Raw genomic sequence first — 25,163 nt, forward strand, 5'->3', positions numbered from 1 at the left:
GAGGGTCACATCTAGATTGACCGCTGACTTGTGCCCCGGGTCCGAGGGAGCGGTCTGGGGCTCTTTTAAGGTGCAGCCAAATAGCTGTTGCCTTGTGGTCCGGCGCTACGCTCACTCACAGGCTACGCGGACCCAGCGGTACGAAGCTGTGGCCTGCGTGAGTTATGAATACTGCTATTAGCTCTAGGGCGGAGCCCATGTGAGTCCAATCCGGTGTGCGTGGTCCCGATACGGGGCCACGCACACTGTGAGGAGAGGACTCTAGAGGGTCTGCGGAACCTGCTCGAATCCTTCCGTTTCCTCGGAAGTGGTATCCCAGGAGGAGGTTTGGGCGGCAGCGTCGGACTCCGCCTCGACAGAGGGTCGCCGTGCGGCCCGCTGGGCTGGGGCGGTTTCGATGACGGGGCGGCGGACGGCCTTGTTGAGGACGAGTTGGGTGGCGTCCGCTCGTGAGTAGTGGCCGGCGGGGTCTGCGATAGCTTTAGACAGAGAGATTGATCCAAGGTCAATGTCGGCGTAGACGATCCCTTCCTGGTCTGTTGGCAGGGACTCGTGGAGCTGTTTTCCGTCAGGGCCAAAGATGCGGCTGTATCCGCCGCCGGTCTTCAGGAGTGCTTTTTGCAAGTCGGTTTCGCACATTTCATCTTGCATCTCCTGGGAAACGATCGCTGTGGGCGCCAGCACGTAGCAGGAGCCTTCAAGCGCGTACACACGTGAGGCCGAGGTGTTGGCTTCGCCGCTGAGGGCATAGGCTCCTCCCTCATAGATGGAGAAGCTGGGCCAGGCTGCAAAATGGAGCTGTTCGTTCTGGGCGTACATGGCGTATTTGGAGAGCGGCTGCAAGTGCTCCCAGCAGCAGAGGCCGCCGACCCGGCCAAGCTTTGTGTCCCAGACGGAAAGATCGCTGCCGTCCCCTTCGCCATAGATGGTACGTTCCACATGCGTGGGCTTGAGCTTACGGCGCTGGGCGATGGATTTTCCGTCGCTGCCGATAATCCATTGGGCGATGTAGAGGCTGCTGCCGCTTCGTTCGCTCAGGCCCATACCGACCATGATGTTGTTGTCCTTGGCAGCTTTGGCAAGACGCTCGGCCTGGGGCGTGCCGTACTCGAGGGAGCTATCGAAGTAGCGCTGACCGAATTTCGCCAGCCACAGTGCGGGTGCGTCCAGCCAGGCGTACCAGGGGTAGCCTGGAAGCCAGGTCTCGGGGAAAGCAATCACTTCAGCGCCGTTGTTGGAGGCCTCCTCTATGAGGGCGACCGCCTTGTCGATGGTGGCGTCAAGGTTGAGGAAGACAGGGGCGGCCTGAATGGCCGCTGCCTTGAATCTGGGATGGTCCATTGAGAGCTCCTAAATTTGTGACCTCAGTCACTGCGACTTGGATGCTTTCAAGGTTAGGCAGGTGGTGCAGGCATGTCTTGCCTGTGCATCGCATAAACGTTGACCGTACGTGTCAGATTTTCTAGCGACTCTAGCGAGGGAGTGCCTCACTCTGGAGGGCTACGTTGTGGGCCGGTGTAACGACGACGGGGGCTGGCCAAATTGGCGCCGGAAGGCCCTGCTGAAGTGGGCAGAGTCCGAGAATCCCCAGGCATAGGACAGCTCGGTCAATGTTCCTTTATGGCTTCCGGCTATGAGCTCTTGTCGGATTCCCTCCAGCCGCTGCTGCCAGACCCAGCCCATAACGGTCTGCCCTTGCTGCGCGAACGCGCGATGAATGCTGCTCGGCGAGAGGTGAAGCTGCCCGGCGATCATCCCCACGTTCAGGGAGTCGTCTCTCAGGTTGTCCATAATGCAGCGCTGGATAAGCCTTCTCCTGGATTGACTGTCACTGTCAGGCAGCCTGCTGGTCAGATTCCCCAGCCCGGCCACGAGCAGATGTTCCAGTCCGTGGGAGACGGACAATGCCGCGGAAGGAGTGAGAAACTCGATGTCGTCCGCCAGCATTCTTACGGTCTTGACCAGGATTTGGGCAGCTCCCGGATCCGCGCCGACTGCCAGCGCCGTCAGCCCCCCAGCGTTGGGAAGATGTGCCTCAAGTCCTCCTCGCGGCATCCGGAGCACCAGCTGTTCGAAGTGGTCTGTCAGCCGAAGGGAGTATGGCCGCGTTGTGTCATATAGGGCGAAAGCTCCGTTTTCAATGACAGCCGATCGTCCTGCCTGAGTCACGAGGCAGGACCCAGCCGTTTGAATTCCAACGAGGTAGAAGTCCTCCGCGGATGAATTGATGTCGTTTGAAGTACGGTGAACTGACTGCGCTGTGGCACGAACACGGGCGAGGTCCAAAGAGCCCAGCGGCTGGGCGGTCAGCTCTCCTTGAATGTCCTCGTGCCCGGCGTCGGCCCTGCAGTCGAGGCTTACGAACGCCTCTGAGACACTCTCAGTCCAAAAAGCGACCCTGCTCCGGACCGGAACAGAAGACGTACGAACAACCGTTGCCATAATGCGTTTCCTTAACGGCTCTACCTTATATAGCAGGACCCCCGAGGGACTGCCCGATCGTTGAATCTGAACTGTCCTCCCACGAATCGCTTCCCTCAAAGCCAATCCAGCTCAAGTAAGAGCAACTGCCAAGAGCTCGTTTCATGGGCAGCGGTAAACCGCCACACCGCAAGCCTGCTAAAGCGGATGTTCGAGCCGAACAGGCGGAAATTCTAGATGTTCACATGGGCGGCCCGGTGGCTGGGATGTCATAGTTGCAAGTACCTACATAGTATCGGTTGGCCTTACACTGGAACAGCTCGCCAGGAGCTGGGCGCCATTAATTTACTGGCGGAATCGCTGAGGACCTTAGCGCAGTTGCCGACCGCCAGGAGCGAGTCCTGTCCTACCTGAATGGCTGTCATCGCAGCTCAAGGGGAACGGCGAGGAGAGCATCGGGAACTCTAACTTCTCTGAGGTCGGTGCCATGGCAGGGTTGAAGAGACCCTCCCGATTGCGACAACTTCAAGCGCATCTGGGACTGCCACATTCCGGGCCGTGATGTAAGCCCGTCACGAGCCTACTGAATTGGGATACGTCCTGAAAATGACAGCGCGCCAGTCCACTCTCCGACCATCCCTGCCGCAGGGACTCGACGCAGATGCGCGGATGCGGTATCCGCCCTCGGCTGCCAGACGGACGCTTCCTCGTGAGCGATTGGAGACTCTGACACCTATCGACACCGCTTGGTTCCGCCAGCCGAGTTCTTAACCACGCCCAAGCTTGGCAGATGTCTTCGGCAACTAGGACGTGGCCTTTGTAGGGCGCCGAGGAAAGTCGCCGGCGGGCGAAACCTTGTTTGCATCCGACTGGACGCATCGCCGACCGGTACGAGGTGAGGTTCATTGGCTGGCGCTCCCTGAATGCTCATGTGGTTCCGCCATTCATATTTTGAGTTGAATGGAAGCCGCCACGAACAGCGATACGAGGCCGTCGGCACTTGTTGTTCCAGAGAGTACGGCAATGAGCCGCCCTCTGGCCAAGGGCATCTCAGCTGTTGCTGAAGCTGTGAGCAGCCGGTGATTCCGCACATAACGTCTGCGCACGACGGCGGGCAGGCAGCTGCAATTGCTGCTCGCCGCGCCAAGAATCATAGATCACGCACCGAAAACATTTGGCAGGACTCTTATCTGGATAAGGGATCCGGCAAGCACGGACAGGCAGGGGAGACAAGCGGCAGGAGGGCAGAAAAGTTAAGGGAGTCCTTACCGGTAGGGCGTGCTTCGTACGCATCCAGCCCGTGACGGCATGGAAGGTGGTATGTATCCCGAGGCCGATCAGCATGGTCGACGCGTCGAACCGAAGTCCTTCGTGTAGACCACGTCCAAGGCCTCCCTCTCCACCACGCAAGCAGTGAGGGCGTGGGACGTACGGGTCCAGGCCAGTATGGTGCGTTCGTTGGCCAGGGTAAACCGCGGGCCGGTTTGGGACCCGTGTTCGTCGACGGACGCCGGCAACCGCTTCACATCACTCAACGTGATTGTCCTCCCTGCGGATAGGGACATTATCAGTCACGGGCTGTGACACCTCGCTTGTCCAGTCATCGATCCGCACCCTTACTGCCATGCGTGGCGAGCGTTTGGCGTAGAAGGAACCCGAATAGTGCACCGCCATCGCGTCGATGATTACCAGGTCTTTGTCGTTGAAGAATTCTATTGCGGTGCCTCGGATAGAGACTGACTGGTGCCAGTCCTCGTGGCCGAGGATCGAGATCGACATGCGGGGATCGGCGCGGAGGTGGTTCAGGCGGTCTGCCCGCGACTGGTCTGTGGCGATACTGAGGAGGAGATGCCCGGGATCCTCAATGAGGTACCAGACTGGAACGCAGGCCGGGTTGCCGTCTGCGGTGAGTGTCGCCATCACGCTCGGATTGGGCTGCGAGGCAAACTCGAAGAGGTCCTCGGGAAGTACGGGCATGGGATACTTTCCAGTGGTTTCGTTTCGTGGCAGGCGGTTGTAAAGGGGGTGTGGGATCCACAGATCGTCCTATGCGCTGTGTTCGTTGCTGCATGGACTACCTGGGGTGTGGTGTTCCGGCTTCAGTTCACTGCCGGTCAGCTCCAGTTGCGTTTGGTGTCGTCTATGAAGGCGCGGAAATGGGTGACCATGGAGAGGTGGCCGGGGTTGCACAGCCACTGCTGCTGTAGGCCGTCCATCATGGCAATGCTGTTGTTTACGATGAGGGACACGTTAGCGTCAGGCCGGACTTCACCGACCGATTGTCCTTGTTCCAGGGCTTCGGTGAGCCACTTGCGCAGGCTTTCGTAGTGGTCGAGAAGCCATTGGTGAGCAGGATGGCCGGGGTCGGTGGCTTCTGCTGAGAGGCGAACGAACAGGCCCACCCAGTCACGGCGGGTCGAGTTGCGTGCGACCAGTGAGAGCAGTGCGTCGAAGGCCGCCCATCCCAGCGGAACATCTGTTTCTCCGAAGAGGAATTCGTTGTCCTCGGCTGACCGGTGTTCCAACACGGCGGTAAGGAGCGCTGCTTTGGACGGAAAGTGGTGAAGCAGGCCGGATTGCGAGAGTCCGGTCTTAGCTGCAACATCTGCGACCGAAGTTCCAGCGTAGCCTCCTATGGCGAACAGTTCGATGGCTGCTTCAATGGCTTTGAGCCTTGCCAATTCGCCGGTTCGGCGGCGTCGTGGGTGTTCTCGTTCGATCCGGTAGCCTGCGGGATATGACACGATCTAGTCCTCCATCATTACTGCGTTCAGAGCCGGGCCGGGCGCCTTAGACAAATCTAGTCGGATGTCGCCCAGCCCCCGGGCCAGAACGATCCTGCCGTCCGTGAGGGGCCGCCAACAGCGCGCAGCGGTGTCCCAGGTCCGCTGCACTCTTGCGTCGCAGGGGACCTCAACTCGCGCCAGTTCGCCGGGGCTGAGGACGATCTGTGACCATCCGATGAGTCGCGGCGGAATCGTGCGGTCGGCGGGTATGAGGTAGGCCTGGACAGTCTCGCGTGCTGTGCGGTGACCGGTGTTTTGCAGGACCACTTCAAGTGCTTTCACCATCCCCTGGTCGCTGGCCGTTACTTCAGCATGCAGGTAGTCCCAGGTGGAGTAGCCCAGGCCGTGACCGAACCAGAAGAGCGGTGTTTCTTCGTTCAGGCTCCAGCCTCGGTAGCCGAGTCCGGTGCCGTCGGAGTAGGAAAGCTTCCCGCGGACCGGTGTCGTGGACCAGGCCGGCCCTTGACCGTCGCGGACGGGGAACGTCGTCACGAGCCGCCCGGATGGTTCGATGTCGCCGGTGAGTGCTGCGGCCACCGCATCTCCTGCTTCTTGGCCTGGCAGCCCGGCGAAAAGCACAGCGTCTACCGAATCCAGCCAGGGCATTAGTACAGGAGTGGCCGCGTTAATGACCACCACGGTGCGCTTGGCAACAGCGGCCACAGCGGCTACCAGCGCATCCTGATCTCCTGGAAGCGCCAGGGTCATTTTGTCCTGCCCTTCTGTCTCCTGTTCAGAAGTGAGCCCAACAACTACGACGGCTGTGTCAGCGGCGGAGGCCGCCGCGACGGCGTCATGGATCGCCGCCGCGGCGCTTTTGAGGGCAGGCTGGGCGACCAGTCCGATGAGACGCATCTCCTGCTCGGCATCCGTGACCGCCGTAATTACTGCGCCAGGATGAATATCAAGAGCGCTGGCGTGGCTCTTCGGCCGGAAGAAGCCCCCGCCCGGGCCTTCATGGAAGGGCACCCGTACGGTTTCGCTGTAACCAGGCCCGACAATCTGCCAGGTTCCGGGGCCCCGGACGCCGATCTGCATTCTGGCCGGCTTGTCGATGCATATCTCGGCCGAAAGCTCGATCCGCGCAGCGCCGGCAACCCAGCTTTCCGTGCTGACTTCGAGCTCAGGTACCTCCAGGTGCACGGATTGGATGACATTTCCATGACGATCGAATGTCCGTGCACGGGCTCCCGGGGCTCCGCTTTCCGGGTCGCGGACCAGGCTCGGGCTCGCGGCGGTCCACTGGGTGCGCGTTCTGACACCGTCGAGGATGGATACCCTGGCGGACCCGAGCGCGGCTGATATGCCGTCAGCTATGGTGACCACGTGGGGCGGCCTAACGATGGCTGAACCACCGCCTTGGGCTACGGTGTCGATTGCATGTCGGCCGATGACAACAATTTTTTCGCCACTGTTCCGGGACAACGGCAGTGCTCCGTTCCGGTTAACCAGAACTGTCATGCCTTCTGCTGCGAGTCGGCGCAGCTGTGCACGGCGTTCCAAGCTGTCGGGCCGAGGCAGTTCATCTGTCCAGAACCTCTTGCCGTGGAAAGCGCCGACCCGTGCCGCCATCCGAAGGAGACGGCGAAGGTGCTCGTCAAGGGTCTTTTCGGCTACTTCGCCGCTGTGAACGGCAGAGACCAGTGACCGACTCCAGGGCGTGTCAGGACCCGGCATGACCAGGTCGAGGCCACCATTCGCGCTTGCCGTTGCGGTCTTGGTCGCAAACCAGTCGGAGATGACCAGCCCGTCGAAGCCCCACTCCTCCTTCAGGATCGTGTTGAGGAGTTCGTCATGTTCTGTTGCTGTGACCCCGTTGATCCGGTTGTACGAGGCCATGATGGCCCATGGCTCCGCATCCTGGACGAGGATTTCGAAGGGCAGCAGGTACAGCTCCCTCAGGGCGTCCTCCGGGACAACAGAGTCGACCGTGGTGCGTTCAGTTTCGGCTTCGTTGGCGAGAAAGTGTTTTGGCGTTGCAGCGATCTTCCTCCTCTGCAGGGCTTTAACGTAGGCGGCCGCGAGATGTCCGGTAAGGAGCGGGTCTTCACTGAAGCATTCGAAGAGCCGCCCGCCCAAGGGGGTTCTGTGGAGATTGACAGTTGGCCCGAGAACGACATGGGTGTGCTGGTCCTCGGCCTCATCCGCCAGAATGGCCCCAACCTCGTCCATGACCTCGGTATTCCATGTCTGCGCAAGCAGTGTCGCGTTGGGCAAGAGGCAGCTGATGCGCCCACCCACCACTTCATCTCCGCGGACCCCAGTGGGACCATCCGACATCAGAATCTCTTCCAATCCGATGTCCGGGTCTGCCCAGAGACTGAACATTTTGGCTCCGGAGAGGAGCCTGATCTTGGCAGTCAGATCGAGGGATTCAATGGCGCGTTCAATTACTGTGGCGGTGTTATCCGAGGTCATAGGTTCGTTCCCGTCCTGATTCCGTGCGTCTCTGTCGGGGCGGGTCCGCTCAGCGGACCTTCTTCACGGGGAGGATGGTGATTGCCCCAAGCAACGCAATACCGGCCGCTACGGCAAGCATTAGGTCGTAGCTACCTCCGCCCGCCGCCAGCAGGGCCGCAGCAAGTCCTGGTGCAAGTGTCTGCGGCCCGGTCATGGCGATGTTGAAGACACCCAGGTCTTTGGCTGTGTCCTCGGGGTTGGGCAGGACGTCAATGACCAGTGCGAGGTCCACTGCAATGTAGATGCCGAAGCCGATCCCGATGACCATCTCAGCCATGTAGAAGCCAGTCCCCGAGGTGGCCTGGCTCAGCATCCACGTACCGATGCCGAAGATGACAGCAGAGGCCCAGATGAAGATTTTGCGGCGAGCGAGGCGGTCTGAGAGCCAGCCGGCTGCCTGTCCTGCGATGACGAGGGCGGCGGTGTAGATGAGCACGCCGTTGGCCAGCACGCCTGCGGCTTCTGCCTTCGACAGGTTCAGATCCTGCTGTAAGTACAGGAGACGGAAGGTTACGAACATGAACATGGCGAGGACGACGAGGAAGCGGGATGCCCAGGCAAATGCGAAGTCCGGATGCTTGAACGGGTTGACCCAAAATGTCTTCAGGGCGGTGCTCAGTGCGCCTTCGGCATGCGGTTTCGGGGCTATGGGCTGGTCGGGCAACACGAAGGCAAAGACAAGAACCAAGACCAGCCCGATAACGCCGGGAACAAGGAACAGCAAGAGCATGTTCTGGCCGAGGAAGCTGGCAGAATAGGCCGCCCCCAGACCGGCCGCCTGCTGAGCAATACCGATCATCCCGCTGACCTTGCCACGCTGCCTCTGGGGTACCTGGTCGGCCAACGTCGCAGTGTGTGCAGCGACCGCAGCATTGCCTAGGGACTGGGCGAAGAACCAGCCCATACCCAGCAGAGTAACGTTTGGTGCTGCGGCGATGACCGCCAGGCTCGCCAGCAGGCCTAGAGCACCGAAAACCAGCCAGGGGCGGCGGCGGCCGAAGCGGCCAACTGTCCTGTCGCTCAAGCGGCCGAAGATCGGATCGAAAAGGAGTGCCGCGAAAGCGCCCGTGGAGATTACCGCTCCCAGTGTGCCCGCCACCGCGGCCGGGTCGACGAGCGATTGCACTTTGAGTGTCATACCAGCCAGTGCTGGGGTGGAGAGAGCCAGCATGAGGCCGAGGCGGGCAACCACCATTGTGGCTATGACGCGGGCTTTGGCTTTTTCGACCGGGACGGGGACAGCGCGCCCGGCCAGCGAAGTCGTTCCTCCGGGGCGTGCTGCAGGATCAGACGCAACCATGGGTCTCATCACTTTCTTTAGAAGCGTTGGGTTTCGAACTTAGATGGTTGTTCGAGTGTGATGATCACCACTTTACCATTAACGGACCGAGCACTCGGTCTGTTAATGAAAATGTTACATAGTGATATGGTCCGGGCACAGACTTACCTGCCACACGGGGGCCTAAGCGCGGGCCCCATCGATTCCGGAGAGGCCCTTTCAGGTCGTGATGCAAGTTGGGTGGAAAGTCGCGCTTCCACTTCCGCACGCGCTAATGGGGTCACCGCCGGCTTGCGGTGACCCCATTAGAGGTGCACGAGTTTGGGATGAAGGTCAGTTGGTTTTGCTGAGTTGATCGATGTGGTCGAGGCGGTCGAAATGCGCTCGCTTCTCGACGATCTTGCCGTTCTTAATGCGGAACAGGTTGCACATCGACATGCGAAGGTGGGCTCCTGCGGGGGGGATGCCGAATATCTCTTTGCTTTGATTGCCCTCGAAAACTATGTAGGCCACGACGCGGTCCTCCTCTGCAGTAGTCTCGATCGCCATGCTGTAGCCCTCGAACGCGTCAAGATTCTTCTTCTCCGCTGCCATGAAGCCGTCGATACCATGGTGAGGAGTGTCCACCTGGTTGTAGAAGATAAAGTCGTCATCGCATATACCGGCGGCCGCCTCATAGTCTTCACGCTTTAATGCAGCGTAGAAGTCAAGGACCAAGTTCTTGTTTTCTTCCAGAGTCATTGCATTACCTATCTTCGGTTTTGGATTGGGCGCTACTTGATCTTCGCCGTCTGCCCCGGTTCGAGGGCGACGATCCGGTGGCCGAGACCCTGGTCCTCGAACATCTGCTTCAAGTCTGCCGCCGTCTGGGAGAAGTGCGCCCAGGAGTCGGCGTGGACGGGGACGATGGTCGCGTCGCCGAGAATCCGAGCCGCCTGAAGTGCGTCTTCATTACTGAGCGTCAGATAGGCTCCGCCCAGTTCCTCGAAGCGTGCTCCGCCTGCAAAAAGAACTGCGACGTCAATGGGTCCGCATTTGTTGCCAATTTCCTCCACCAGCTCGAGCCATGAATTGTCGCCGCTCACATAGGTGGTCGGTACGCCGTCGCCGGAGAGGACCCAACCCGTCACCGGGCCGGCAATCTGCCATACACCATCAGGGCCATGAAGGGCCGGAACACCCGTCACCTTAAGGTTTCGACCGTCAGGCATTGGAACCACTAAGGATTCGTAGGACTCCAGGCTTCCCACGTTATCCCCGAACTTGGCAGCCGCCTCGGGGGTCGTCAGCCCCTTATCCGCTGCAGCCAGGAATGAACGTCCCGAATGGTCCAGGTTGTCCTCGTGCTCATGTGAAGCGAGCACCAGGTGGACGGGCGCCAGTTCCTCCGGAGTGAATGCCGGTCCGACCGTCTTAATCATCGTGACAGGGGAGCCGTCTGGCCGATATGACTGTGGCTCATCGAACGTCGGGTCGATGACGATGCGGAAACCGTCGAAGTCGAGAACCGCAGTGGGGCCGCCGACGAGCGTAATTTCAAGAGACAAGATTTCTCCTTTGATTGTGGGTTGGCTCCAGGTATCCGCGCCTTGGCAAGGCTAATACTCGAACATCCCAGTAGGCGGGCGTTTGTGGCAATGGATGAGACAGGTGGTATCGCTCGCTTCCCGACACTGCCGGGAACGACGTTTCCCTGATATTCATCTCGTTGCTGACGGCCGCACTGGCATCGCGGCCTCGGCACCTGAAGTTCAACTCCATGGTGGCAGATACCCCATGGGTATGCAATATACCCGGCGGGTATACTTTCTGACCTAAGTACCAGCGCAATTTTTCATGAGGAGAAGAGAACATGCAGTTGGATCCGGTAGAAATGAATCCCGTGCTCAACCGCCTCAAGCGAGCCCGCGGTCAATTGGACGCCGTCATCAGCTCCATTGAAAGCGGACAGGAATGCCGGGTTGCGGTGCACAATCTGGCAACTGTCTCCCGAGCCCTCGATAGGGCTGGGTTCGCCATCATCTCGACGGCACTCCAATACCACCTCCAGGACGCAGAGCATCCGGCTACCGCGGACGACCTTAAGGAACTCGAGAAGATGTTCCTTTCGCTGGCTTGAAAGCAGTCCGTTATGGCACCGCATATAGCGTCTTCATGGCTGTTTAGATTTCCTGAATTCAATGGTAGGTATGCAGCGCGTTGAAGTCTTGCTTGAGAATCGCAGACTCCTTGACCAATGCGGCAGCTCCCTTGCGGGGCAGCTATCAATGAGACCCGATTTGCTGGGCGGCTAAGTGGGGGAGCGGAGCAACGACGGCGGGGACTGCCGAATTGGCGCCGGAAGGCGCCACTGAAATGCGCAAGACAGAGAACGCCACGCCTTCGACAGCTCAAAACGATGTTCGTCACTGGCTGACGGTGAGGAGCACCTGGGAAGCCTTCAGCCGTTGCTGACAGACCAATCTATAACCAGGGTGCGGCCGCACACGGAAAGCTCCTTCTGCATGCCCCATGTCAGGCATGCGCGCTAAGTCGAGGCTGACGTAAGCCTTGGAGTGTCTCGGTCCAGGAGCGTCTGACAAGAACCCAGGACGGGGAACTACCGCGGCATGAGTTGAACATTGTCCCGACCCGCCCCCACAGTGACCAGGGAGGGGCTTCGGGCCGCGGCATTCCGGCGGCCGCATACGCGAAGGTCGTAGCGTTACCGTGGGGCCTCTTCTGCCGCCGGTACTGCAGCGACACGCGGGCCGGTCGCCGCACCCGACGGCCGAGCACTGAGGGCGGTACGGATAGGCGTGGCGAGCATCATGATGCGTCACGGATCTTCGATGTCTTGGGTGATGGGATGTTCCAAGGGATAGAACAACCCGGTTGCCTATGCTCTCGACTTCCATGGATGGTAACTAGACCCACATTGTCTGACTGAGCCCTGCGATTAGAAATATCGGCAAGTTAGATGGGATCACAGACTGTCGGTTGTGCTTCAGCAGCCGATCGAATACGAACTATAAAAGGGAATGGCCCAATGCCGAAGGCGAAACAATTCGAACTCCGCGAGCCTGTGACATGCAAGCCGCTATCAGAGTGGGAGCCTATCTCCGTCGAACTCCTGGGTACACAGACCCGATTCGTCCAAGGGGAGAGATGGCGTCACCGAGTCATTGAGGCCGGCCATGACGGGGAGCCGCTAATCCTCCTACATGGAATCGGCGGTCACGCGGAGACCTACGCTCGAAACCTTCAAAACTTGGCCGCAAACGGCTTCCACGTCTACGCGGTGGACGCGCTCTACCATGGCTACACGGACAAGGAGCCCTACGACGATGACGAGCGGTACCGTCTGCAAGTAGATGCCTTGGTAGACCTCCTCGACGCGCTGGGGCATGACTGGGCCCACGTTGAAGGTGAATCGATGGGCGCTTCCATCGCCTGCCACTTCGGCCTGATGTATCCCGAGAGGGCCGGCAAACTTATTCTTAACACTGGCTTCGGGAACGTAAAACTGGAGAAGGACGATTTTGCGCCCCCTCCACGAAGCCTCGAGGAACTGAAGCAACTCTCTGTAAAGACTCTTCTCGAACCTGACTACAAGACGATGCAGAAACGGTTGGAGTGGCTGGTCGCCGAACCCGACCGCATGACCGATGAAATGGTTCGACTCCGCCTCCGTCTCTACGCGGATCCAGAAGTCAATGCGGCCATGCGCAACGTCTACCGAATCGGCAGGGACTGGACGTGGACAGACCTTTATACAGAAGCAGATTTGGCGAACTTCAAACCGGAGACTCTGGTCTTCTGGACTGACGGTAACCCATGGGAAGGCCCAGACTTCGGTGAGTATGTCGCCTCAAAGATCCCCAACGCCTCGTTCTACTTAATGCGCGACAGTGGGCACTGGCCGCAATGGGAAAAGCCGGAGGAGCACGACCAAGTCATTATCGAATTCCTTAAAGCATGAGTCGTGCACGTGTCGAAAGCCGTCCTGTCATCGGCATTACGGCGTACAGAGAGCAAACTCAGTGGTCGTACTGGAACAGGGACGCTGATGTGCTGCCAACCGCCTATGCCGACGCAGTGGCGGACGCTGGAGGCTCGCCCCTTCTGATTCCGTCCAGACCTGACGCCGCCCTAGACTCGCTTTCCCGCCTGGACGCACTCGTCATTAGCGGTGGCCCGGACGTGGACTCCGCGCTCTACCACCAGCCCAGACACCCCTCTGCAGGTGAACCACGTCGGAATCGGGATGCCACCGAAATCGCCGTGCTTGCTGCGGCAGTGTCCGCGGGAAAGCCATTGCTTGGCATCTGCCGGGGAGCGCAGCTTCTTAACGTTTGGCGTGGCGGGACACTCGATCAACACATCCATGATGACCTCGAAATACTGAATCACGGGTCTGACGGGGTCTTTGCCCCCCGACAGGTCCGAATAAAGGAAGGCAGCTGGCTGTCATCAGCCCTGGGAGAATCAACTACGGTAAGTTGCCATCATCATCAAGCCATTCGGGTTCTGGGACACGGGCTACGGGCGGTCGCCTGGGCAGAGGATGGTGTCGTTGAAGCGGTTGAGATGGAAGGCCGCGGCATGGTTCAAGGTGTCCAGTGGCATCCGGAGGAGGCTGAGGGGTCGTCGCTATTTGGCGCCTTTGTCGAACACTGCAGAAGCTCCGCACATGGCTTGGCCTTGTCTGCCTCCACTTTCCAAACCGAAGGTTCGGCTTCATGATCCATCGCATAGACGTGGTAGAACATGAGCCAGGAGCCCCTCTGGGAAGGATGGTCCCCTGGTTACAGGAGCAAGACTTCGACGTGGTGGTTCACCGGCCATACGCAGGCGACCCCCTGCCGGATAAAGAATCTCTGGAGGCTCTTATTGTCCTTGGCGGACAGCCAGGGGCACACGACGATGAACAGGTGCCGTGGCTGCCTCCGCTGCGGAAGTTAATCAGCGAGATGGTTAGCCGGGAAACTCCGCTCTTGGGAATTTGCCTGGGTGCACAACTCCTGGCAGTCGCGACTGGAGGCGAAGTCCAACGCAGCAAGCGTGGCCCCGAGATCGGAATCGTTGAGGTGGAATTGACGGAAACCGCCTCTGAGGATGCACTCGCCGCACAGTTACCGGCGCCCTATCAGGGTTTCAGCTACCACTACGACGAGGTCACTGAACTGCCCCCGCACGCCGTTCGATTAGGTGGAACCGCCGAATTCCCGAACCAGCTGTTCCGCGTCGGATCCTACGCTTGGGGCATCCAAAGCCACCCTGAAGCAGTGCCAGAGCGATTCCTGTCCTGGATGGACCGCGATGTCGACGGGCTGCCCACCGACGAGCGCACCCGAACGCGCCTAAAAGTGACAGAGCTCGAAGATGTGCTGCGCAGTCACGGACAGGCTGTCGCTAACGCATTTGGGCGAGTGGTCAAGGAGGCCCGCTGCCGTGCGAAATCCAATATCAGATAAGTCCCCCTCTGGTTCTAGCCACCGGAACTCAGCCATTGGCATCATCGGTTCGCCCATCCGATGATCAAGCAGGACAAACGCAACAGCCACATGGCTGCAACATGAAAGTTTGCAAGGAGCACCCACATGACCAAGAAGTACAGCGATCTGGTCGACCCTGACGAGGGCCAGATCAGCGCACTGATCTACGCCGATGAGGACATCTACGACCAGGAGATGCGCAGCATCTTTGGGACGAGCTGGCTGTTCCTCGCCCACGAATCGATGATTCCGAAGAAGGGCGATTACCTCACCACAACCATGGGCGACGACCCTGTGGTCGTCGTGCGTCAAAGCAGCGGCGAATTCGTTGCGTTTATGAACCAGTGCCGTCATCGCGGCATGCGACTTTGCAGGTCCGATGAGGGCAACGCGAAGGCTTTCACCTGCTCCTACCATGGATGGGTTTACGACCTCAGCGGCAAACTCGTTCAGGTGCCCCACGAGGAGGACGGATACCTCGGGGCTCTCAACAAAGAGAAGCTTGGCGCACAGCGCGTGCCGCGGGTGACGAACTACAAGGGATTTATCTTCGGAACATGGGCCGAAGAGGGACCCACTTTCGAGGAATACCTGGGTGAGATGGCTTGGTACTTCGACTCTTTTGCCGACCGCTGGCAACACAACGAGGTCCTCGGCGCACCTAACCGCTGGATTATCGACTGCAACTGGAAGTTCCCCGCCGAGCAATTCGCCACGGACGTTTACCATGCAGAGACAAGCCACATTTCAGCACTCATTGCCCAGGGCGGCGACTGGGTAAACGCAGACACGCGCGGACTCCAATTCAGCTCGCCCGGCGGGCACGGAACAGGCTTCTACTTGGATGACGCGCCCGACATGACAGACTACGGCCCCGTGGCCAGCGAATATCGCGCCGCGATCCGACAAACGGAGATTGAACGACTCGGAGAAACCCGCGCGGTGCACGTCCGCGGCCACAACACAATTTTTCCCAACTTCTCCTTCCTAGTGGGAACCAACACGTTCAGAATCTGGCAACCACGGGGTCCCCACTCCATTGAAGTGATGACGTGGACGCTCGGTGACGCGGATGCACCTGCGGAAGTAAAGGACGCAATGCGCCGCAACGCACTACGTACCTTCAGCGCTGGCGGCATCTTTGAGGCTGAAGACGGCGAGAATTGGTCCGAGATTCAAGGTGTCCTGAAAGGCAATCGTGCCGGGCGCTCATCGTTCAACTTCACGATGGGTCGTGGTGCCGCCGGCCAGCACGACGACTTCCCTGGCCTCATTGGCAATATCTACAGCGAAGAGGCCGGCCGGTCGTTTTACCGCCGCTGGCTCGAACTGATGGAGAAGGGGGACTGATGATCAGCGAATCCCGACTGCGGGAAAACCTACTGACGGATCATTTCGAGGTCAGCCAGTTCATGGCCCGAGAGGCGCGGCTCCTGGATGAACGAAAATTCGACGAGTGGCTGACCCTCCTTGCCGATGAGATTCGATACACCGCCCCCGTGCGACTGGCTCGGATGCCCCGCGAGGAAAGCAAAGAATTCGAGCCCCCCACAGGCGGCGCCCACTTTGACGAGTCCAAAGAGGACCTTGCACAGCGAGTGCGCAAGGTGGCAACTGGACGTGCTTGGTCTGAGGTCCCGGCGTCCCGAACCCGGCACCTCATAACTAACATTGAGGTCGAACGGACTGAGGAACCCGATACGTTTTTCGTGAGGTCCAGCTTCCTTCTTTACCGAACCCGCGGAACGACGTACCAGGACATGTTCGCAGGTGCCCGACGAGATCTCGTGCGTCGCCAATCACCACTTTTTGGTGACTTACTCATCACAAAACGTCAGATCCTCCTGGACCAGACAGTTTTGCTCGGCAACAACTTGGCGGTGTTTCTATGACAACTACAATTGCGGTTATCGGTGGCGGACAGGCGGGCGCAATCCTTAGCCAAGAGCTCCGCAACCAAGGATTTACAGGGAAAATCTCCCTCATTTGTGCAGATACGGAACTTCCCTACGAACGGCCACCGCTATCAAAAGGGATTCTGCTCGGCCAGGAGGTGGTACCAGTTTTGCCCGCCCATTTCTACTCCGAGAACGGCATCGACGTCCAGTTGGGTTCTCGCGCAACGCGAGTGGAACGGCGACAATCCCGCCTCGCCATTCATCTGGAAGCCGGTGGTGAGGTCATGGCAGACTCTGTCGTGCTGACCACTGGTTCCCGCCCAAGGCGCATTGATTTCCCGGGCTGCAATTTACAGAATGTCCTGACGCTGGGTGATCTGGCGGACGCGCGGAACATCTATTCCCACTTACCCACCTCAAGGCGCGTGGTCATCGCCGGTGCCGGTTTTATTGGAACTGAGGTAGCAGCGTCTCTCCGCTCCAATGGTTGTGAGGTCACACTCGTAGAGCCCTTCGCTGAACCGCTCGCGAATAAGCTCGGCTCTTGGGCTGCCGGCGTCATACGAGAACTCCACGAGGGCAAAGGGGTGGCCTTCGTACAGGACGTGGTCGCCCAGGCAGTGGGAACCACAAAGATCGAGGGCGTCATTACAGCCTCAGGTCAGAGCATCCCATGTGATCTCCTCCTGGTCGCTGCCGGTAGTCAACCTAACCTTGAGGTAGCTTCAGCTAGCGGCATCGACTGCTCAGACGGCGTCGTTTGCGACGCGTTTGGACGGACGTCCATGGAGGGCGTCTGGGCCGCCGGTGACGTTGCCTCCTGGCCTTTCGGAATCCTCGGGAGGCTCAGGGTTGAGCACTTCCGAACAGCCATCGACGAAGCGCAGGTCGTCGCGCGTGCAATTATGGGCGATGAAACGCCAAGCGTTCTGGTCCCGTGGTTTTGGACGGATCAGTACGACCACAGGATCGAGGTGGCAGGTCGGCCAGATCAAGGAAGCCACGTCATCGAACGCGTCGGGTCAACCGGAGGCACCAAGATCAGCGTGCACCTGCGCGGCGGGCAAGTGGTCGGAGCCATCGGCCTGGACGCCCCGCGCGAGATCCGAACGGCGACCAATCTAATTCGAAGCGGCGACTCCGTAGACCCACTACTTATTGAAGACTCCTCCATTGACCTACGAAAGGTAGCAGTATCAACATGAACGGCGTACGTACCCTTGGATACCTTGGAATCACTTCTGACCGACTCGACGATTGGCGCGAACTCGCTGGACCCCTACTTGGCGCTCAAGTTACCGAGCAGGGACATGGCCTCGACATCCGCCTCGATCAGCGCACGTCTAGGGTGCAGATCATGTCCGGCGAGCACAATGACCTAGCTTTCGCGGGCTGGGAGGTGGCCGATGATGCCGAGATCGAAGCGCTTGCCGATCGTCTGAACGCGCAAGGCTACAAGTTTGATGAGGCGTCACCCTCAGATGCGGGTCACCGCCAGGTCCAGCGCATGTTTACCGGGGAGGACCCGGACGGTAACCGCGTGGAGCTCTTCCACTCCGCAGCCGTGGCAGGCGAACCGTTCGTATCCCCGCACCAGGTTAAGTTTGAGACGCACCCGGGCGTTGGCCACATGGTCCTCTACTGCAGCGATCTTCCGGCAATGCTCGAATTTTACTGCTCCGGCCTGGGCCTGCGAGTGACAGACAGCATCCACTTGAGCTCCGAGGTAATTTACTTCCTGCGTTGCAACGAGCGGCATCACAGCCTGGCACTCGTGGCAGGCAAAAACCAGTACACCTTGCAGCACATCATGTTTGAGGTAACCGACATCGATGAAGTAGGTGCCGCGTACGAACGTTGCAGTGATAAGGAGCTTGCCCAGACCACGCTCGGTCGGCACTCCAACGACAACATGTACTCGTTTTACGCTCTTGCCCCGGGCGGATTCACCATCGAGTACGGCTGTGGGGGGCGGCTCATTGACGAGGCTACCCATCGCGGCGCGAGTTATACGACGACCAGTTGGTGGGGTCACCGCGATCTCAAGCCAAGCCGATGACCGCAAGTAGCATGACCTGGACAGTAGTTTGCTCGGTGGATGAAGTGCCGGATGAGGAGGGACGCCGTTTTGAAATAGACGGGAATGCGCTGGCTATATTCAACGTTGACGGACAATTCTTCGCGAGCGACGACGTCTGCACCCATGGACAGTCCTCTCTTTCGGAAGGATATGTCGAGTCAGGGTGCGTGGTCGAGTGCATTGCCCACATGGCCCGCTTTTCCCTCAAAACAGGTCAAGTTCTTGCTCCACCAGCCACCATTCCATTGACCGTATATCCCACGATGGTTGACGGCAACAAGGTCATGGTGCAGATAAATGGCTGAGCTGCTGGCATTCGATACCTCGTTGGAGCACGTCAGCGTTTCTCCAGGACGACTTGCGGGTAGGGCCGCCGTGGTTACCGGCGGCGGAGCAGGAATTGGGCGGGCAATCGTTGACCGATTTGTCGCCGAAGGATGCTCCGTCGCCGTCCTCGAGGTCTCGCCCGAACGTGCTAACGTGCTCGTTGAGGAGCACGCAGGCAAAGTTGTTGTCCTTCGGGGTGACGCCACGCAGCTAGACGACAACCGCACAGTTGTGGAGACCGCGACAGAGGTCTTCGGCCACTTGGACTGCTTTATCGCGAACACTGGCTATTGGGACTTTGGGGTCTCGGCAGAAGACCTTCCTGAGGACGAGGGGTTCGATCAGGCCTTCGAGCAGATCTTCTCCCTCAACGTGAAGGCGCTTCTGGCCGGGGCCAAGGCCGCAACTCCGGCCCTACGTCGAACACATGGATCCCTAGTCATGACGGCATCCAATGCGAGCCTTCACCCTGGCGGAGGTGGACCGCTCTACACTGCCGCGAAGCATGCCGTCGTAGGTCTTGTGCGTCAGTTGGCATACGAGCTTGCACCGGAGATTCGAGTGAACGCGGTCGCGCCCGGCGGAATGCTTACGGCGCTCGCGCCGCCTCCTGCATTATCGAAGGCTGCATCGACGATTTCAGATTTGCCAATGGACAAGCTCATCTCCATAGTCTCGCCTCTGGGCTTCCTGCCTGAGCCCGGTGACTACGTCGGCTGGTACGTGGCGCTTGCATCCGCAAACGATGCGCGAACCATCACGGGGAGCATCATCGAATGTGACGGCGGTGAAGCAGTCCGGGGCCGGGCCTTCTCAGAGTACGCGCGTCAATTGGCGGGCGACCCGCGCTCGGCTGTGAACAAGCTTAACTCGGTCTGACCCGCACCCAACCTACAGGCGTAGGAGGTTCGTGGTAGGGGCCTACCCGGTTGGATCGAAACAGTTTGTATACGCCTCTGGGTAAGCAAAAGAGTTCGACACGACAGTCAACTAACGCAGTGCGATTGTGGGGGACCGAAGGCCAGCTCTGCGTGAACGAGCTGTCAATTATTTGTTTCAAGCCGAGGACAGCATTGCGCTGCCCGTCGATCAATCGGAGAAGACATGACACAAACGCGTGACCTCATGATTGCCAATGCAACTGTTCGAACGGTGGACTCCCGGAATTCCGTAGCGCAAGCGGTACTGCTTCGTGGAGGAAGAATCGCCGCCGTGGGAACGGAAGCCTCTGTGCGAGGGGCAGCGGGACCCGACACTGAAATTCTCGATCTGTCCGGGAAGACCGTCGTTCCCGGCTTCATCGACGCTCACAACCATCTCAGCGTCGCGGCGTTCGCGCCAGATTCCGTTGACTGCTCCACGCCACCGCTTACGACTCTGGACGAGGTTCTAGAGGTCATCGAGAGGCATTGCCTGACCGTCCCGCCGGGACAATGGGTTCGCGGAATGAACTTTCACGCCTCGCACGTTCGTGAACAACGTAACCCGACGCGATATGAGCTTGACGAAGTCGCCCCGAATAATCCTTTCTTTCTCATTGACGCGAGTTGCCACGCAGGATTCGCGAACAGTGCTGCACTGGATCAGGTGGGCATCAGCGCCCATACACCCGACCCTTGGGGCGGGGAGATTGAACGGGATGCCAGTGGAACCCCAACGGGAACGCTACTTGAGGCCGCCGCCAACCTCCTGCATTCGGCCTCTTGGAACGACTACGCAGATCGCGACTGGGACCGAGCAGTAGAAATGCTGCATTCCAAGATGAATAGCTATCTCGCTGTCGGCCTAACCGGGGTTGGTGATGCCATGGTCACGGCCAAGTCTGCGGAGCTGTATCGTCGCGCCGATGCTGCAGGCAAAATGCCCTTTACGCTTCAGCAGTTGCACGGAGGAGACCACTTCTTCTCGATGCAAGACCTGGGCCGATCGGACATAGTCGATCGGATCATGGAGCCCGAAAGTTTTCTGCTCCGAGGCGGCGCCATGAAAATCTTTGTGGACCGCGCCTACCCGAGTCCAGCAATAGACCAAATCCATGATGGGTGCAAAACCCACGTTGGCGCGAACTTCTACAGCAAGGACGAAGTACACCACCTGGCCGTTCAAGCCAGCAAATTGGGCATTAATCTCGCGATCCATGGAATGGGCAATTGCGCCATCGACATTGTCCTCGACGCCTATGAGGCTGTCCGCAGACAAAGCAATGCCGAAACAGTCCTAAGACTCGAGCATGCGTTCATCGCAGAAACAGGCCAAGGGCAGCGAATGGCGGAACTGGGCATCGACCTTGTCGCCAATCCTGGCTTGGCTTACGGCTGGGGCGAGGTTTTTGATATGTGGCGCGGTGAAAAACAGCACCACCTCAAACTCTTTCCCGTGCGCAGCATGATCGACGCTGGCGTCCGCGTCAGCTTGGCCTCGGACCATCCCTGCGGTACCTTTTCGCCAGCCGAGATTATGTGGACCGCCGTTGCACGGGAAACCCTGGCCGGCGCTCCTTTAGAACCTGACGAAGCCGTAACGGCCGAGGAAGCACTGCGCATGTACACCATCAACCCAGCGCAGGCCTCAGGACGTGGCTCCGAGGAGGGAAGCATTGAAGTTGGCAAGCGCGCCAACCTCCTTGTTCTGGACCGAGACCCTCTCACCTGCCCAACCCGCCAGTTACGCGACATGCAGGTGCTCAGGACCTACGTTGACGGGGTTCTCCGTTACGAGCGGACCCCTTCATAAGGAAACCAGGAGCGAGAGGCTAGGGCTCCCCAAGGTTCCCTCCGGAAGGACCGTCTTCGCATCCCTGGGGCCGGGCTTCCTGTCTTCCGCCGACCAAACTGGCCTTCTCTGCCTCGCGCAGGGCAGTTAACTCTTCGGGCCAGCACGTTTTCGGACTAACTCATATGCGTTGGGGTTCCCTGCGTAGGTAGCCGGAGCCTGGCGCTTCAAATACAACCCCTATTTTCCCCTATGCCCCGGGCGTCAGTCCGGACATTAATGGATCGAGAGTTATATGTCAGACCATACAAAGAAACCCACCCCGCCCGCGCTCAAGCGGAACGCGATCGGCGTGCCGGGGATTGTCTTCTTCGTCGTCGCAGCCGCCGCCCCGCTGGCTGCGGCCCTGGGCGGATCGCCGATCGCCTTTGCGGCTGTGGGCGCAGGAGCCCCAGGCGCATACCTCATCGCCGGAGTGATACTCATATTGTTTGCTGTCGGATACGGTTCCATGAGCCGTTTCGTCACGAGTTCCGCGGGTTTCGCAGCCTACCTTGAACAAGGTTTGGGGAGGACGGTTGGGTTCGCCGGGGCAGCGGTCGCGCTGATCTCTTATAACGGCATGCTCATGGGGCTCTACGGCCTCTTCGGCTACTTCTGTAGTGCAGTTATTGGTGATCTTACCGGGACACAAACGGACTGGAGGCTGTGGACCGCCGGCGCATGGGCAGCAGTGGCGCTTCTCGGCTATCTCGAGATCAACCTCAGTGCCAAGGTGCTGGGAGTTCTTATGATCGGAGAGGTACTCATCCTTTCGGTATTCGATGCGGCCGTGTTCATTCAAGGCGGAGCTGCGGGGATCAACCTGGACTCATTCCAGCCCAGCACCATTGGCACGGACGGACTCGGGGTGGCGTTGCTCTTTGCTGCCGCATCGTTCGTGGGCTTCGAAGCGACGGCCATTTACGGCGAGGAAGCGAAGGATCCCTCGAGAACTATTCCTCGTGCAACCTACGTTGCCGTAGTGCTTATTGCGGTCTTTTACTCGGTCTCCACGTGGGCAATCTCGTTGGCGAGCGGCACCGATAAAATCCAGCAAGCCGCAACCGAAGACCCGTCCGGGTTCATCTTTGCTCTCAATACCCAGTTCGTCGGACATTGGTCAACCCTGGCCATGAATCTCCTACTGTTGACCAGTACCTTTGCAGTGCTAGTCGCGTTCCATAACACACTGTCTCGATATAACTTTGCACTCGGCCGATCCGGGGTTCTGCCACGCGTCCTTGGATCCGCACATCCGCGGTGGCAGTCCCCACACATCGCGAGCGTCACGGTGACTGCCCTCTCTCTTGTCGTTGTTGGAACGTTCATGCTCGCCGGCGCCGACCCTTTCGCAGAGCTCTACGCTTGGCTCGTTGGCCTCGGAACCCTGGGCGTTCTAGTGATGCAAGCCACCACCTCCATCGCTGTAGTAGTTTTCTTCCTCCGCAAAAAACGCAAGGAATTCCGCCCGTGGAGCAGCGCAGTAGCTCCAATCCTGTCGGCCCTCGGACTGACGGCGGCCGTGTACCTCGCTGTAGCCAATTGGGACATTCTGGCGGGCGCTACTTCCGGCATCCCGGTGCTTCTACCATGGCTCATCCTCTTGGCAGCACTTGTGGGTGCGTCAGGGGCATATGCCACAAGACGGAAGGGAACCTCGATCGGAAATTCATTCGAAGATAACAAAGCGGAAGTACCGCCGATCTCGGGCGTGGTGGCCCCGCACTGACGCCCTGCCGCAGATGGCTCCCAGTCGAAGCGCAAGATAGAAAGAATACTTCCTGGAGTAAAGCGGAAGACCTGCAGGCACTAAAGCGTGCTTGCAGGTCTTCTGGCTCCCGTTTCAGGGTCCCTTTGCCCCAGGAACCAAGTAACGGCAAGTATTCAGCTGCTGTCCGAACTCGAAGAAATCCAACCTGCGTCCTCTGGTAGAGCCCACAACTCCGGGTCCGGGCAGCGGTTTACAACGCTTCAGGCAGATTCAAAGCCGAGGAGACGTCGTGGTAAGTGGAGGCAAGATGGGCTCTCATTGCCTCTGCAGCTGCCCCTGGGTTACCTGCCTGGACAGCTTGCGTGATGATCTCGTGCTCGCGGTGACTGCGGTCGATCATTGCAGCGTTAATCAAACTGGAACTCGCGGGCACAAAAAGTTCTCCACGGGCTTCCAGCATCAAAGACTTCAGTCGAGGGCTGCCGGCGGCGTCCGCCAACGCAGCATGAAAACGTCCATCCGCGTCACGAAATTCTTTCTGGCTCATATTCGATCTGTGCGCGGGCAGGATGACTGTCAGCACGTCGAGGGCTTGGGAATTCTCCGCAGCGAGCCAGGCTATCTGACATTCTATAGCCGTCCTTAGATGCATTATTTCTCGAAGCCGTGACGAGTCAGCTTGCATCCATGCGAGCCAACGCCCATACGCCACGTCGAGATGGCTTATGAAAGAACCCCCGCTCGGACCGCCGCGGTAAACCTCGATGTAGCCGTCTGCACGCAAGGCGTTCAGAGCTTCACGGAGAGTCGACCTGGATACCTGTAAGAGGGCACAGAGCCGTCGTTCTGCAGGCAAGCGGTCGCCGGGTGCAAGTTCACCCCGATGAATCATGTTCTTCAATGTAGTTTGAACCTGGTCCACACTGGTTAGCGAAGAATTGGACGTGTAGGACCACGTCACATCGCCCATATGATCAACAGGCAACATGCGGCGCCCCCTTCGAATTTGAACATAGTAATGCAGGGCAGTAAGCGACAGGCGCAACGCCCAGAAGCAGCATTCGGCAGTCCTTCATACGGCTGTTGCGAGCAGGTCTACATCCGGCCCCGCCTGAACGCTGATCTTCCGAGCAGCGGCCCTTACTTTCTCGGCTACCAAATCCAATCTCATCGTGCGAGTCGAACCAGCGACCGATATTGCCGCCACTGGCCGCCCGTCTGCTGTCACTACAGGCGCCGCCACGCACGTAAGGCCCAGACGACACTCTTCCAGGTCGTATGCGACTCCGCTGGTGCGTACTGCTTCCAACTGGCGAAGCAGAGCCCGTGGCGAAATAACAGAGTGGGGTGTCGCCGGGCGCAAACCTGACACAATCACGTCCCTGACCTTCGCTTCATCGGAAAAAGCGAGCATGGCCTTGCCAACCGCAGAGACATGCGCGCCAACGCGGTGGCCCACACGTGACGGGGAGGGAGCCGATCGGTGCCCGTACACCTTTTCCAGATAGACGACCTCAATGCCTTCCAACATCGCGAGGTGGACGTTCTCGTGGGTTTCTTCATAGAGCTGGGTCATGTAGGGAAGGGCGACCTCCCGTAGCGCACCGGCACCGCCGCGAAGCGCCAGCGCACCTAGTTGCAGGACCGGTCGGCGGAGATACCACTCCATGTCGTTCCGATCGACCAGACCGACCTCTCGCAAAATACCGAGGAGCCGGTGTGCCGTGGACTTGGGAAGGCCTGCTTCCCTTGCCAGCTCGGTTAAGGTGGCGCACCCGCCGGTGTGGTTGAAGGCAATGAGAAGTGCTGCCGCCTTATGAACAGACGACAACGCTTCGGAAACAGGGAGTGCGGCCACCGAAGGGACCATTGGGCTGACCAACATACCAATAGCATAGGTGCCTCAGGTCACTTTCTCAACAGGGCAACTGGCCCTCGGTGCAATTGCCACACCCCTGGGCGGCGGCCTC

At 59.2% G+C, this 25,163-nt stretch carries 23 protein-coding genes; 12 read left to right on the forward strand and 11 right to left on the reverse strand.

The genetic code is table 11. From position 1 onward, the window contains the following. Positions 1-261 precede the first annotated feature (261 nt). The 9 genes from AC6I99_RS09680 to AC6I99_RS09720 form a co-directional block, all read right to left on the reverse strand. Complete coding sequence (locus tag AC6I99_RS09680) at positions 262-1,341, reverse strand: carbon-nitrogen hydrolase family protein (protein WP_497960888.1); 1,080 nt, start codon at positions 1,339-1,341, stop codon at positions 262-264. A 159-nt stretch (positions 1,342-1,500) separates the two neighbouring features. Then, a complete protein-coding gene (locus AC6I99_RS09685) occupies positions 1,501-2,442 on the reverse strand; it encodes an AraC-like ligand-binding domain-containing protein (RefSeq protein WP_497960889.1) in 942 nt (313 codons plus the stop codon). A 1,316-nt stretch (positions 2,443-3,758) separates the two neighbouring features. After that, positions 3,759-3,947 carry a DUF202 domain-containing protein gene (locus AC6I99_RS09690; protein ID WP_497961950.1) on the reverse strand — a complete coding sequence of 63 codons (189 nt, stop codon included), beginning with the start codon at positions 3,945-3,947 and terminating at the stop codon, positions 3,759-3,761. A gap of 1 nt (position 3,948) precedes the next feature. Then, positions 3,949-4,398 (reverse strand): pyridoxamine 5'-phosphate oxidase family protein, encoded by a 450-nt coding sequence (locus AC6I99_RS09695; protein WP_497960890.1) that lies wholly within the window; start codon positions 4,396-4,398, stop codon positions 3,949-3,951. Positions 4,399-4,535: 137 nt separating this feature from the next. Further along, positions 4,536-5,165 carry a TetR/AcrR family transcriptional regulator gene (locus AC6I99_RS09700; RefSeq protein ID WP_497960891.1) on the reverse strand — a complete coding sequence of 210 codons (630 nt, stop codon included), beginning with the start codon at positions 5,163-5,165 and terminating at the stop codon, positions 4,536-4,538. Between the two features lie 3 nt (positions 5,166-5,168). Further along, on the reverse strand, positions 5,169-7,625 hold the full coding sequence (locus tag AC6I99_RS09705) for a glycoside hydrolase family 3 protein (RefSeq protein WP_497960892.1): 2,457 nt from the start codon (positions 7,623-7,625) through the stop codon (positions 5,169-5,171). Between the two features lie 49 nt (positions 7,626-7,674). After that, a complete protein-coding gene (locus AC6I99_RS09710; protein ID WP_497960893.1) occupies positions 7,675-8,967 on the reverse strand; it encodes an MFS transporter in 1,293 nt (430 codons plus the stop codon). Positions 8,968-9,279: 312 nt separating this feature from the next. Beyond that, positions 9,280-9,687 carry an ester cyclase gene (locus tag AC6I99_RS09715; RefSeq protein ID WP_497960894.1) on the reverse strand — a complete coding sequence of 136 codons (408 nt, stop codon included), beginning with the start codon at positions 9,685-9,687 and terminating at the stop codon, positions 9,280-9,282. A gap of 32 nt (positions 9,688-9,719) precedes the next feature. After that, positions 9,720-10,493 (reverse strand): MBL fold metallo-hydrolase, encoded by a 774-nt coding sequence (locus AC6I99_RS09720; RefSeq protein ID WP_497960895.1) that lies wholly within the window; start codon positions 10,491-10,493, stop codon positions 9,720-9,722. A 305-nt stretch (positions 10,494-10,798) separates the two neighbouring features. On the opposite strand from AC6I99_RS09720, the gene AC6I99_RS09725 reads away from it, so the two are divergent. The 12 genes from AC6I99_RS09725 (at position 10,799) to AC6I99_RS09780 (ending at position 23,211) form a co-directional block, all read left to right on the forward strand. Further along, positions 10,799-11,065: a metal-sensitive transcriptional regulator gene (locus tag AC6I99_RS09725; protein ID WP_497960896.1), complete on the forward strand. Its 267-nt coding sequence runs from the start codon at positions 10,799-10,801 to the stop codon at positions 11,063-11,065. 909 nt (positions 11,066-11,974) lie between these two features. Then, positions 11,975-12,907 carry an alpha/beta fold hydrolase gene (locus tag AC6I99_RS09730; protein ID WP_497960897.1) on the forward strand — a complete coding sequence of 311 codons (933 nt, stop codon included), beginning with the start codon at positions 11,975-11,977 and terminating at the stop codon, positions 12,905-12,907. Next, on the forward strand, positions 12,904-13,671 hold the full coding sequence (locus AC6I99_RS09735; protein ID WP_497960898.1) for a gamma-glutamyl-gamma-aminobutyrate hydrolase family protein: 768 nt from the start codon (positions 12,904-12,906) through the stop codon (positions 13,669-13,671). Before AC6I99_RS09730 ends, AC6I99_RS09735 begins: the two co-directional genes overlap by 4 nt. Before the next feature lie 50 nt (positions 13,672-13,721). After that, a complete protein-coding gene (locus AC6I99_RS09740) occupies positions 13,722-14,402 on the forward strand; it encodes a type 1 glutamine amidotransferase (protein WP_497960899.1) in 681 nt (226 codons plus the stop codon). A gap of 126 nt (positions 14,403-14,528) precedes the next feature. After that, positions 14,529-15,773, forward strand: a complete 1,245-nt coding sequence (locus AC6I99_RS09745) for an aromatic ring-hydroxylating oxygenase subunit alpha (RefSeq protein WP_497960900.1) — start codon at positions 14,529-14,531, stop codon at positions 15,771-15,773. Next, positions 15,773-16,315: a 3-phenylpropionate/cinnamic acid dioxygenase subunit beta gene (locus AC6I99_RS09750; RefSeq protein ID WP_497960901.1), complete on the forward strand. Its 543-nt coding sequence runs from the start codon at positions 15,773-15,775 to the stop codon at positions 16,313-16,315. The genes AC6I99_RS09745 and AC6I99_RS09750 overlap by 1 nt, the downstream gene beginning before the upstream one ends. After that, positions 16,312-17,526 (forward strand): NAD(P)/FAD-dependent oxidoreductase, encoded by a 1,215-nt coding sequence (locus AC6I99_RS09755; protein ID WP_497960902.1) that lies wholly within the window; start codon positions 16,312-16,314, stop codon positions 17,524-17,526. The genes AC6I99_RS09750 and AC6I99_RS09755 overlap by 4 nt, the downstream gene beginning before the upstream one ends. Next, positions 17,523-18,380: a VOC family protein gene (locus tag AC6I99_RS09760; protein WP_497960903.1), complete on the forward strand. Its 858-nt coding sequence runs from the start codon at positions 17,523-17,525 to the stop codon at positions 18,378-18,380. Before AC6I99_RS09755 ends, AC6I99_RS09760 begins: the two co-directional genes overlap by 4 nt. 11 nt (positions 18,381-18,391) lie before the next feature. Further along, positions 18,392-18,706: a non-heme iron oxygenase ferredoxin subunit gene (locus AC6I99_RS09765; protein ID WP_497960904.1), complete on the forward strand. Its 315-nt coding sequence runs from the start codon at positions 18,392-18,394 to the stop codon at positions 18,704-18,706. Continuing rightward, positions 18,699-19,607, forward strand: a complete 909-nt coding sequence (locus AC6I99_RS09770; RefSeq protein ID WP_497960905.1) for an SDR family NAD(P)-dependent oxidoreductase — start codon at positions 18,699-18,701, stop codon at positions 19,605-19,607. Before AC6I99_RS09765 ends, AC6I99_RS09770 begins: the two co-directional genes overlap by 8 nt. Positions 19,608-19,940: 333 nt before the next feature. Continuing rightward, positions 19,941-21,461, forward strand: a complete 1,521-nt coding sequence (locus AC6I99_RS09775; RefSeq protein WP_497960906.1) for an amidohydrolase — start codon at positions 19,941-19,943, stop codon at positions 21,459-21,461. A gap of 274 nt (positions 21,462-21,735) precedes the next feature. Further along, positions 21,736-23,211 (forward strand): APC family permease, encoded by a 1,476-nt coding sequence (locus AC6I99_RS09780; RefSeq protein WP_497960907.1) that lies wholly within the window; start codon positions 21,736-21,738, stop codon positions 23,209-23,211. A 232-nt stretch (positions 23,212-23,443) separates the two neighbouring features. Here the strand turns inward: AC6I99_RS09780 and AC6I99_RS09785 are convergent, their stop codons facing one another. Then, the gene (locus AC6I99_RS09785) at positions 23,444-24,181 is read right to left on the reverse strand and encodes a FadR/GntR family transcriptional regulator (RefSeq protein WP_497960908.1); all 738 of its coding nucleotides are present in this window, start codon (positions 24,179-24,181) and stop codon (positions 23,444-23,446) included. 84 nt (positions 24,182-24,265) lie between these two features. Beyond that, positions 24,266-25,078: an IclR family transcriptional regulator gene (locus AC6I99_RS09790; RefSeq protein ID WP_497960909.1), complete on the reverse strand. Its 813-nt coding sequence runs from the start codon at positions 25,076-25,078 to the stop codon at positions 24,266-24,268. Positions 25,079-25,163: the final 85 nt, after the last annotated feature.

This window comes from Arthrobacter sp. TmtSoilC77, from assembly GCF_059739415.1.

Coding starts and splice junctions, on each gene's coding strand:
- AC6I99_RS09680 (WP_497960888.1), bottom strand. CDS start 1,341: ATGGACCATCCCAGATTCAAGGCAGCGGCCATTCAGGCCGCCCCTGTC.
- AC6I99_RS09685 (WP_497960889.1), bottom strand. CDS start 2,442: ATGGCAACGGTTGTTCGTACGTCTTCTGTTCCGGTCCGGAGCAGGGTC.
- AC6I99_RS09695 (WP_497960890.1), bottom strand. CDS start 4,398: ATGCCCGTACTTCCCGAGGACCTCTTCGAGTTTGCCTCGCAGCCCAAT.
- AC6I99_RS09705 (WP_497960892.1), bottom strand. CDS start 7,625: ATGACCTCGGATAACACCGCCACAGTAATTGAACGCGCCATTGAATCC.
- AC6I99_RS09710 (WP_497960893.1), bottom strand. CDS start 8,967: ATGGTTGCGTCTGATCCTGCAGCACGCCCCGGAGGAACGACTTCGCTG.
- AC6I99_RS09715 (WP_497960894.1), bottom strand. CDS start 9,687: ATGACTCTGGAAGAAAACAAGAACTTGGTCCTTGACTTCTACGCTGCA.
- AC6I99_RS09725 (WP_497960896.1), top strand. CDS start 10,799: ATGCAGTTGGATCCGGTAGAAATGAATCCCGTGCTCAACCGCCTCAAG.
- AC6I99_RS09730 (WP_497960897.1), top strand. CDS start 11,975: ATGCCGAAGGCGAAACAATTCGAACTCCGCGAGCCTGTGACATGCAAG.
- AC6I99_RS09735 (WP_497960898.1), top strand. CDS start 12,904: ATGAGTCGTGCACGTGTCGAAAGCCGTCCTGTCATCGGCATTACGGCG.
- AC6I99_RS09740 (WP_497960899.1), top strand. CDS start 13,722: ATGGTCCCCTGGTTACAGGAGCAAGACTTCGACGTGGTGGTTCACCGG.
- AC6I99_RS09745 (WP_497960900.1), top strand. CDS start 14,529: ATGACCAAGAAGTACAGCGATCTGGTCGACCCTGACGAGGGCCAGATC.
- AC6I99_RS09750 (WP_497960901.1), top strand. CDS start 15,773: ATGATCAGCGAATCCCGACTGCGGGAAAACCTACTGACGGATCATTTC.
- AC6I99_RS09755 (WP_497960902.1), top strand. CDS start 16,312: ATGACAACTACAATTGCGGTTATCGGTGGCGGACAGGCGGGCGCAATC.
- AC6I99_RS09760 (WP_497960903.1), top strand. CDS start 17,523: ATGAACGGCGTACGTACCCTTGGATACCTTGGAATCACTTCTGACCGA.
- AC6I99_RS09765 (WP_497960904.1), top strand. CDS start 18,392: ATGACCTGGACAGTAGTTTGCTCGGTGGATGAAGTGCCGGATGAGGAG.
- AC6I99_RS09770 (WP_497960905.1), top strand. CDS start 18,699: ATGGCTGAGCTGCTGGCATTCGATACCTCGTTGGAGCACGTCAGCGTT.
- AC6I99_RS09780 (WP_497960907.1), top strand. CDS start 21,736: ATGTCAGACCATACAAAGAAACCCACCCCGCCCGCGCTCAAGCGGAAC.
- AC6I99_RS09785 (WP_497960908.1), bottom strand. CDS start 24,181: ATGTTGCCTGTTGATCATATGGGCGATGTGACGTGGTCCTACACGTCC.
- AC6I99_RS09790 (WP_497960909.1), bottom strand. CDS start 25,078: ATGTTGGTCAGCCCAATGGTCCCTTCGGTGGCCGCACTCCCTGTTTCC.